The sequence below is a fragment of the Aliiruegeria haliotis genome (genome assembly GCF_003003255.1).
GTDB lineage: Bacteria > Pseudomonadota > Alphaproteobacteria > Rhodobacterales > Rhodobacteraceae > Tropicimonas > Tropicimonas haliotis.
Map to the genome: position 1 here is coordinate 190,998 of NZ_PVTD01000008.1, position 7,686 is coordinate 198,683.

Below are 7,686 nucleotides of genomic sequence, written 5' to 3' on the forward strand. Positions count from 1 at the left end.
TTGGAACGCCTTCTTTGCCAGACGGTCTCTTGGCCAGCGTGGCTCCAGGGGCCATGCCGGAACGCCCCGGTCGCGCGACAGTCTTGGGCCGGGCTCGATTGGCCACGCGCCGCGCCCTCCCAAAGACGTGGTGGCGGTTCAAGGGGCGTAGGCGGAGACCGAAAACGTCGCAAGGCCAATCGAGTGCATAGCTCGGACCCGTGGCTGTGCTACTCTGGCCCGGCAACGGCTAATCTACCGGCTTCACCAAGTGAACCCCTGCAGGAGTGATATCGTGGCTGGCCACGCGTTCGGGTCCATTCCCACGTCACTGCGCGTTCTTGCGCCAGCGCTTCTTGTGCTGCTCCTGTTCGTAGCCCAGCCTGTGTCGGCACAGCAGAAAGACGACAAGGGCTTCGTCACGCAACTGCTGCAAACCCTCCTGAGCCGCAAGGATAGCGACGTCGCGATCATCGGCCTGCGCGGCGTCGCACGCGGCCCGGTTTCCATCGACCGGGTGTCCGTCACGGATGTCGAAGGCGAGTGGTTGACGATCCATGACCTGGTGATGGATTGGGACCGCGCCGCCCTTCTGCGAAAGAACGTCGTGTTCCACAGGGCGACGGCGAAGGAGCTTCACTTTCGCCGTCCTCCGGTTGCCGGCGAGGCCGATGTTCTTGACCGGGCGGAGGCACGTGGCTTCCGCCTTCCTGAACTGCCAGTCGGCTTTCACATCAGCGAACTGGCCATTCCCCGCATCCTCGCTGACGATCCTGCATTCGACGTGCCGGCAGAACTGGAACTGCTGGGGCGTACCACCATTGCCGGTGGCGACGGGCTTCTTGAACTCGAAATTTCCCGGATCGACCACCGCAATGACTACGCCGGTATCTCGGGCAGCTACGACGGGGACACCGGCGATCTCTCCGTCACGGCACGGGTGCAGGAGGACGCGGGCGGGGTCGTGTCCGAACTGCTCGGCCTGCCCGGCTCGCCCTCCATCGACCTGAGCGTCGAGGCGACCGGCACGGGCGGCGACGTGGACGCGGAATTTGACCTGCTCACCAGCGATATCGAACGCCTCTCCGGCACGTTTGTTCGCAGGGTTCTTCCGCAAGGTGGCAGCACCTTCGACCTGTCAATCGGAGGCGATCCGAGAGCCTTGTTCGAAGCGGAATTCCGGGATTTCTTCGGAGCATCGACCGAAATCCTGATGAACGGTCAACGCAACCCCGATGGCTCGATCGAGTTGGAGAGGTTGAGTGTAGAATCGGCCGAACTGCTTCTGGAGGCCGATGCCGCACTGGATCCCGATGGCCATCCGCGCGAGATCCGCATTCGTGGCCGGATCGCCGATCCCGATGGCGGGCGCGTTCTGCTGCCAGTTCCCGGACGCAGGGAAATCGATACCGCCCTGCTGACCGGCGACTACGATGCCACGCGCAGCGACAGGTGGAGCATCCGGGGAACAGTCGAAGGGTATTCGCAGGAGGATGCCGCGCTGGAGCGGATGGACTTCACCGCGAACGGCGTCGGCACCTGGGAAGAGGGCAGCGGGCGCGGGACCGCCGATATCGTGGTTGAGGTCGCCGGACTGGAGATTCCCGACACGCCCGTGGCGCGTGCGCTCGGTTCCAACGCCCGCCTCACGGCCCGGTTGGAGCGCGATGACGATACCCTGGTCGACCTGCCACAGGTGAATCTGGAAGCGGCGGGTGCTTCTGCGAGTTTGTCGGGCGACATCCAGTTCGAAGACCGCCAGTTCGTGCTGACCGGTGCGGGAGGGGTGACGGTTCCCCAGCTATCGCTGTTTGACTGGCCGGCAGGTCTCGACCTTGCGGGAACGGGCACGCTGGATGTCGGCGGCTGGGTCGATATCTTGGGGGGAGAAGCCGAGGCCAGCATCACCGGCACGCTCGACGCGTTGCAAAGTGACCGCCCGATCGTGAACAGGGTGCTGGGGCAAGAGGTCGAAGCCGATCTTTCATTCCGCAGGACCACCGAAGGCACGGAGATCGATCCGTTCACCATCCGGGCCGAGGGCATCCAAGTGACCGCCAGCGGCAGCGCCGGAACCAACCTGGGACAGGCGCAACTGGAGGTCGATCTAAGCAATGCGGCCTCGATCATCCCGCAGGTGTCCGGGCCTGCCACCTTGCGAGGGCGGCTTGAAGAGGGCCCCGAGGAGGTCTGGCAAACCGATCTGCGTCTCGACGGTCCAATCGGCGGGCGGGCGGAGCTGACGGGAACGTTGCAGGAAGCCGCCTCACGGTTGCGAATTGCTGCGACGCTACCACGAATGCCGCTGCTGCCGCCGCCATTCGACGGGGCCATTGCGGCCACCGGCCAGATCTCCCAGAACGGGGACGATTGGAGGCTCGCGCTTGGCATCGATGGCCCGGGCCCCGTAGCGTCGCAGGTCGAGGGCGCACGTCCGCACGGTGGGCCCTTGCGCGCAGACCTGACCGGGACATTTCCGTTGAACATGCTCGACGCCGCCCTCTCCCCCAACGAGATCGTCGGAACGGGACGCTTTTCGCTTGCGTTGACCGGCACCGCGGGCGCACCTCCCCGGTTGAGCGGCGGGCTGGACGTGCAGGGTGCATCGCTCGCCCTTCCGGATCTGTCGGAGCGATTGCACGACATCGGTGTGCAGGTGCGCCTGTCCGACGGCAGCATGAAGATCGCGGGATCTGCCAACGGGCAGGCGGGCGGACAGCTCCGGATGACTGGCGATGCCAACCTGGAGCAGGGTCTGCCGCTGTCGGTCACGACGGTGCTCGATGGCATCATCTTCCAGCGCTGGGACATTCTGAAGAGCCGCGTCGATGGCAGGCTGACACTTGCGGGCTCCATGACCGGCCGCAAGAGGTTGAGCGGGTCGGTAACCATCGGAGAGACCGAGCTGTACCTTTCGCCGCAACTCCTAACCGGCGGCGGAGGGGAGATTCCGAACATGCGCCACCGAAACGCATCCGCAGCCGTGCAACTCACACGGGAACGCGCGCGGCTTTCGCGAAATGGCCAGACACCGTCCGACGCTCCGCCAATCGACCTCGACATCGCAGTCTCGGTTCCCGAAACAATTCAGATCACGGGGCGCTACATCTCCGCCCGAATGGGCGGCAACCTCCGGATCGGCGGCACAGCGCAGACGCCCCGAAGTGACGGGCAGGTACGTATGCTGGACGGCAGGCTGAATCTGATGGGGCGGCGACTTGACCTGATTTCCGGTGTTGCGTGGTTGCAGGGGGATATGACCCCCTGGATTGAGCTCACCGCCCGTGGTGAGACCCGCGACATCACCTTGCGCACGACGATCTCCGGCCCGGTGACCGACCTGCGGATCGACTACACTTCACACCCATATATGCAGGACGAGGACGCAGTCTCGGTATTTCTGTTCGGGAATGCGGGCTATGGCCTCAGCGCGCTTCAACTGCTGGAAATCCTGAACGGCGCCCGGATCCTGACGAGACCGAATGCCCTGGTCCTTGGGGACGCGATCAACACGCCGGAGTCCGGGCTTGCGCCCTCTGCGACACCCCGTCCCGCCGGGAGAGACCTGCTTGCGCGGGTCAAGAGGGATGTCGAGGGGCGAACGTCGTTGGTGCTCGAGCTCGAACTCGATGAGGACTTCTCGATCCTCGGCAGAACGCGGGAAGACGGCAACACCGGAATCGGTTTCTTGTACGGGCACGACTACTAGCCGCCCGCAGGAAAGGGCTCGGCGCGGGTCCGCCGCCCCCACCTCCTCTGGCTCCAGCGTCGCTGCGAAGGCCTTGAAGAACTCGGCTGCCAGCTTCTTCGAAGTGTTCAGCACGAACCAGTTTCCCAACGCGCCGGCTTGCCGCCGACTTCCGCCTTCGCCGCAAAAGGTCGGCGGCCTCTCCGCCTCCCGATCCTCAAACGTCCCATCCGCACCGCTTGAGTTGCCGGCCAGCGAGAACCCGGTGGCCGCATTGCCCTGGTCCAGTGTCGCGTTACCATCAAACCGCCTTCACGGAGCCGATCTGGAGCACGACCTTTGCCTCCAACGCGCTGTCCGAGTGGCGGATCACATCGGATCCTTGGACTCAAGTGTCGCGGAAGCGGCTTCGACCCGATGCTGCGTGCGCATGACGGACACCAGACCAAAGAGGATCGAAAGTGCGATTTCCTCGGCCGTGATCGCGTGAAAACCGAGGCCCGCTGACACGCGTTCCTCTGCATACGTAGCGGCCTGCACCTTGGGGTGTCGCGAGCAACAGCGAAGAGCCGATCACGTCATGCCCGTCAGGTGGAATCCGACCGCCCCGCCTTCACACGTGCACCGACCGCGTCGAGCGCGCCGCGGAGCGCATCGGTGCCGCCGTTGGCGGCGAAGGTCGCAAACACCTGCTCGTTCAGCCCGCCGGGAGTGGAATGCTCCTCCCGCAACGTCGCGAAAGACGTCCCGTCTGCCTCGTTCGCGGTCAACGCAAGCCCAAGGAAGACCGGAGCGAGGTATTTCTGCGCTGTCTCCGGTTCGATCCCGCTGTCGCAAAGCCAGTCGGTCGCGGTTTCAAGAACGCCGAAGTAGGTCCCCATCAGTGAACTTGCGGTCGCGAAAGCATCGAACTCATCCAGGTTCCGGGCGCCCACCGCCGATCCCAGCGGTGCGAAGATCCGGACGCCGACGGGGTCCTCGGGATACAGCGCAGTCACACCACGGAGCGCCGCAACGGACGGCAGCGGAATCGCTCGGAAGGCGCGAAGCGGCGTGCCGACCCATTCTTCAAGGGTTTCGGCCTCGACCGTCGCGATGAGGCTGCACACATGTTGCCCTTCCGCAAACCGAAGAGGTGACAGCACGGCCTTGGCATCCTGTGGCCGCACCGCGAGCACCACGAGGTCGCTTTGGTCGACGATTTCCTGGTTTTCCGGGCAGATCCGCACACGATCGCTCGCCTTGGCAAGCCTGGCGGAGATGCTCCGGTTGCGCTCGGAAACCAGAAAGCCGGTCACATCCGATTCCGTGCGCAGGAGCCCGGAGATGATCGCCTCGGTGATCACGCCTGTCCCAATGAAACCAAGTCGCATCCTGTTCTCCCGCTGGTTGCTTCGGGGGGGAGACGAACGGGAAAGGTCCGGTCGGGTCAAGTCCTATCGTCATCGGCACGTCATGCAGTCCCGTGGCCTGGCTTGCCATCGAGAGCCGTGCGGGCCCTGGAGAGTCTGCCCCGCTCCGCGAAGGACGTGATAAGGATCGCGATGGGCAGGCCCTCGGCGAGGGCCCGCAGGGCCGACACCCATGCCTGGGTTTCCGGAGCGAATGCCGCCGCATCTTGCAGCGTCACCTCTACCATTCCTCGACTATTCGAAAGCCTGCCTCAGTGCGGGATCTCCCCACCTGAAACGCCGTCGCATCCGGCATTTCTGCCCTACGGAGGGAAACGCATTCGGCGAAAAACCGGGCGCGCGGGTTCACGTCCACAATAGAAAAAGGCCCCCGCAATCGCGGGGGCCCTTGTCTTACGATCCGGTCCGATGGACCTCAGAGTCCGGTGGACACGTCGATCGTGTTGCCCTCTTCGAGGGTCACATATGCCTTCTTGACGTCCTTGCGCTTGCCGGGCTGACCCCGGAAACGCTTGACCTTGCCCTTGGTGACGGTCGTGTTCACGGCCTTCACCTTCACACCAAACAGACCTTCGACGGCCTCCTTGATCTGCGGCTTGTTGGCATCGATGGCGACCTCGAAGACCACGGCATTCGCCTCGGAGGCCATGGTGGCCTTCTCGGTGATGATCGGCTTGCGGATCACATCATAGTATTCAGCTTTGACGCTCATTTCAGGCGAGCCTCCAGTGCTTCGACACCCGCCTTCGTGATCACGAGCGTGTCACGCTTGAGGATGTCCATGACGTTGGCACCGATCGAAGGCAGCACGTCCAGACCATCGATATTGGCAGCGGCGCGAGCGAAGTTCTCGTTCACGTCGGCACCATCGATGATCAGCGCGCGCTTCCAGCCCAGTTCCTTGACCTGCTTGGCCAGGGTCTTGGTCTTGGCTTCGTCCAGCGCGGCGGTCTCGATGACCACCAGGTTGCCGGCCGCTGCCTTGGACGACAGCGCGTGCTTCAGGCCGAGCTTGCGGACCTTCTTGGGAAGGTCGTGGGCATGGCTGCGCGGGGTCGGGCCCTTGTAGATACCACCCTTGCGGAAGATCGGCGCGTTGCGGTCACCGTGGCGTGCGCCGCCGGTGCCCTTCTGGCGATAGATCTTCTTGGTCGAGTAGCTGGTTTCCGAGCGGGTCTTGACCTTGTGGGTGCCGGCCTGCGCCTTGTTGCGCTGCCAGCGGACCACGCGGTGCAGGATGTCGGAACGCGGCTCAAGGCCGAAGACATCTTCGGACAGTTCCACGTCGCCGGCGGCCCCGCCGTCGAGCTTGATCACATCAAGTTTCATTCTTCCGCACCCCCTTCAGCAGGCGCTTCGGCCGGAGCCTCGGCGACGGCGGCAGCTTCAGCGGCCTTGATGGCAGCCGGGAACGGCACGCCTTCGGGCAGCTTTTTCTTCACGGCATCCTTGATGGTGACCCAGCCACCCTTGGAACCCGGAACGGCGCCCTTGACCATGATCAGGCCACGGTCGGCGTCGATACGAACGACTTCCAGGTTCTGGGTGGTGACACGGGCCGCGCCCATGTGACCGGCCATCTTCTTGCCTTTGAACACGCGGCCCGGGTCCTGACACTGACCGGTGGAGCCGTGCGAACGGTGGGAGATCGACACACCGTGCGAGGCGCGCAGACCGCCGAAGTTGTGCCGCTTCATGGCACCGGCGAAACCCTTACCGATCGAGGTACCCGACACGTCGACCTTCTGACCGGCCACATAGTGCTCGGCAGAAATCTCGGCGCCAACCTCAATGAGGTTCTCCGGGTCCACGCGGAACTCCGCAACCTTGCGCTTGGGCGCAACGTTGGCGGCGGCAAAGTGGCCACGCATGGCTTGCGACGTCCGCTTGGCCTTGGCCGAGCCGGCCCCGAGCTGAACGGCAGAGTAGCCGTCACGCTCGATGGTCCGCTGGTCCACGACCTGCAGATTGTCGAGTTGAAGGACGGTCACGGGAACCTGCTTTCCGTCCTCCAAGAACAGGCGGGTCATGCCCACCTTCTTGGCGATAACTCCAGAGCGCATCATTCTCATGCCCTCCTTAGTTCAGCTTGATTTCGACATCGACGCCGGCGGCCAGGTCGAGCTTCATCAGCGCGTCCACGGTCTGCGGGGTCGGGTCGACGATGTCGAGCAGACGCTTGTGGGTACGGATTTCCCACTGGTCGCGCGACTTCTTGTCAATGTGAGGGCCACGGAGAACCGTGAATTTCTCGATCTTGTTCGGCAACGGGATCGGGCCACGCACCTGGGCGCCCGTCCGCTTGGCGGTGTTGACGATTTCCTGGGTGCTGGCGTCCAGCACGCGGTAATCGAACGCCTTCAGCCGAATACGGATGTTCTGGCTTTGCATTTTCGTTCAGCCTTGTTCTCGGCATTGGGGTTGAGAGGTCGAATGCGGCTCATTCCACACCCGGCTTCGAACCCTGGGAAAGTGTGGAGCAGGCCCGAGAGCCTGCCCCGCAAAACGAATTTCGATCTTCGATTACTCGATGATCTTGGAGACGACGCCGGCGCCGACGGTGCGGCCGCCTTCACGGATGGCGAAGCGGAGCTTTTCTTCCATGGC

At 63.9% G+C, this 7,686-nt stretch carries 9 protein-coding genes; 1 reads left to right on the forward strand and 8 read right to left on the reverse strand.

Translation table 11 applies throughout. The annotated features are described in order from the left end of the window. Window positions 1–274 precede the first annotated feature (274 nt). A complete protein-coding gene (locus CLV78_RS17795; protein WP_106206536.1) occupies window positions 275–3,688 on the forward strand; it encodes a translocation/assembly module TamB domain-containing protein in 3,414 nt (1,137 codons plus the stop codon). A 348-nt stretch (window positions 3,689–4,036) separates the two neighbouring features. Here the strand turns inward: CLV78_RS17795 and CLV78_RS24020 are convergent, their stop codons facing one another. The 8 genes from CLV78_RS24020 to CLV78_RS24970 form a co-directional block, all read right to left on the reverse strand. Beyond that, the gene (locus CLV78_RS24020; protein WP_158263595.1) at window positions 4,037–4,177 is read right to left on the reverse strand and encodes a hypothetical protein; all 141 of its coding nucleotides are present in this window, start codon (window positions 4,175–4,177) and stop codon (window positions 4,037–4,039) included. Between the two features lie 77 nt (window positions 4,178–4,254). Beyond that, the gene (locus CLV78_RS17800) at window positions 4,255–5,040 is read right to left on the reverse strand and encodes a pyrroline-5-carboxylate reductase (RefSeq protein ID WP_106206538.1); all 786 of its coding nucleotides are present in this window, start codon (window positions 5,038–5,040) and stop codon (window positions 4,255–4,257) included. Between the two features lie 80 nt (window positions 5,041–5,120). Beyond that, complete coding sequence (locus CLV78_RS24025; RefSeq protein ID WP_158263596.1) at window positions 5,121–5,297, reverse strand: hypothetical protein; 177 nt, start codon at window positions 5,295–5,297, stop codon at window positions 5,121–5,123. Between the two features lie 197 nt (window positions 5,298–5,494). Next, on the reverse strand, window positions 5,495–5,791 hold the full coding sequence (locus CLV78_RS17810) for a 50S ribosomal protein L23 (protein ID WP_089233469.1): 297 nt from the start codon (window positions 5,789–5,791) through the stop codon (window positions 5,495–5,497). Beyond that, window positions 5,788–6,408, reverse strand: a complete 621-nt coding sequence (gene rplD, locus CLV78_RS17815) for a 50S ribosomal protein L4 (protein ID WP_106206542.1) — start codon at window positions 6,406–6,408, stop codon at window positions 5,788–5,790. Before rplD ends, CLV78_RS17810 begins: the two co-directional genes overlap by 4 nt. Continuing rightward, window positions 6,405–7,142: a 50S ribosomal protein L3 gene (rplC, locus tag CLV78_RS17820; protein ID WP_106206569.1), complete on the reverse strand. Its 738-nt coding sequence runs from the start codon at window positions 7,140–7,142 to the stop codon at window positions 6,405–6,407. Before rplC ends, rplD begins: the two co-directional genes overlap by 4 nt. Before the next feature lie 16 nt (window positions 7,143–7,158). Then, complete coding sequence (gene rpsJ / locus CLV78_RS17825) at window positions 7,159–7,470, reverse strand: 30S ribosomal protein S10 (RefSeq protein WP_068118569.1); 312 nt, start codon at window positions 7,468–7,470, stop codon at window positions 7,159–7,161. Between the two features lie 132 nt (window positions 7,471–7,602). Then, the coding region (locus CLV78_RS24970) for an EF-Tu C-terminal domain-related protein (protein WP_133397560.1) at window positions 7,603–7,686 on the reverse strand (84 nt) is incomplete at its 5' end.

Excerpts from the sequence above, each read along its gene's own strand:
- CLV78_RS17800 (WP_106206538.1), bottom strand. The coding sequence starts at position 5,040 with ATGCGACTTGGTTTCATTGGGACAGGCGTGATCACCGAGGCGATCATC.
- CLV78_RS17810 (WP_089233469.1), bottom strand. The coding sequence starts at position 5,791 with ATGAGCGTCAAAGCTGAATACTATGATGTGATCCGCAAGCCGATCATC.
- rplD (WP_106206542.1), bottom strand. The coding sequence starts at position 6,408 with ATGAAACTTGATGTGATCAAGCTCGACGGCGGGGCCGCCGGCGACGTG.
- rplC (WP_106206569.1), bottom strand. The coding sequence starts at position 7,142 with ATGCGCTCTGGAGTTATCGCCAAGAAGGTGGGCATGACCCGCCTGTTC.
- rpsJ (WP_068118569.1), bottom strand. The coding sequence starts at position 7,470 with ATGCAAAGCCAGAACATCCGTATTCGGCTGAAGGCGTTCGATTACCGC.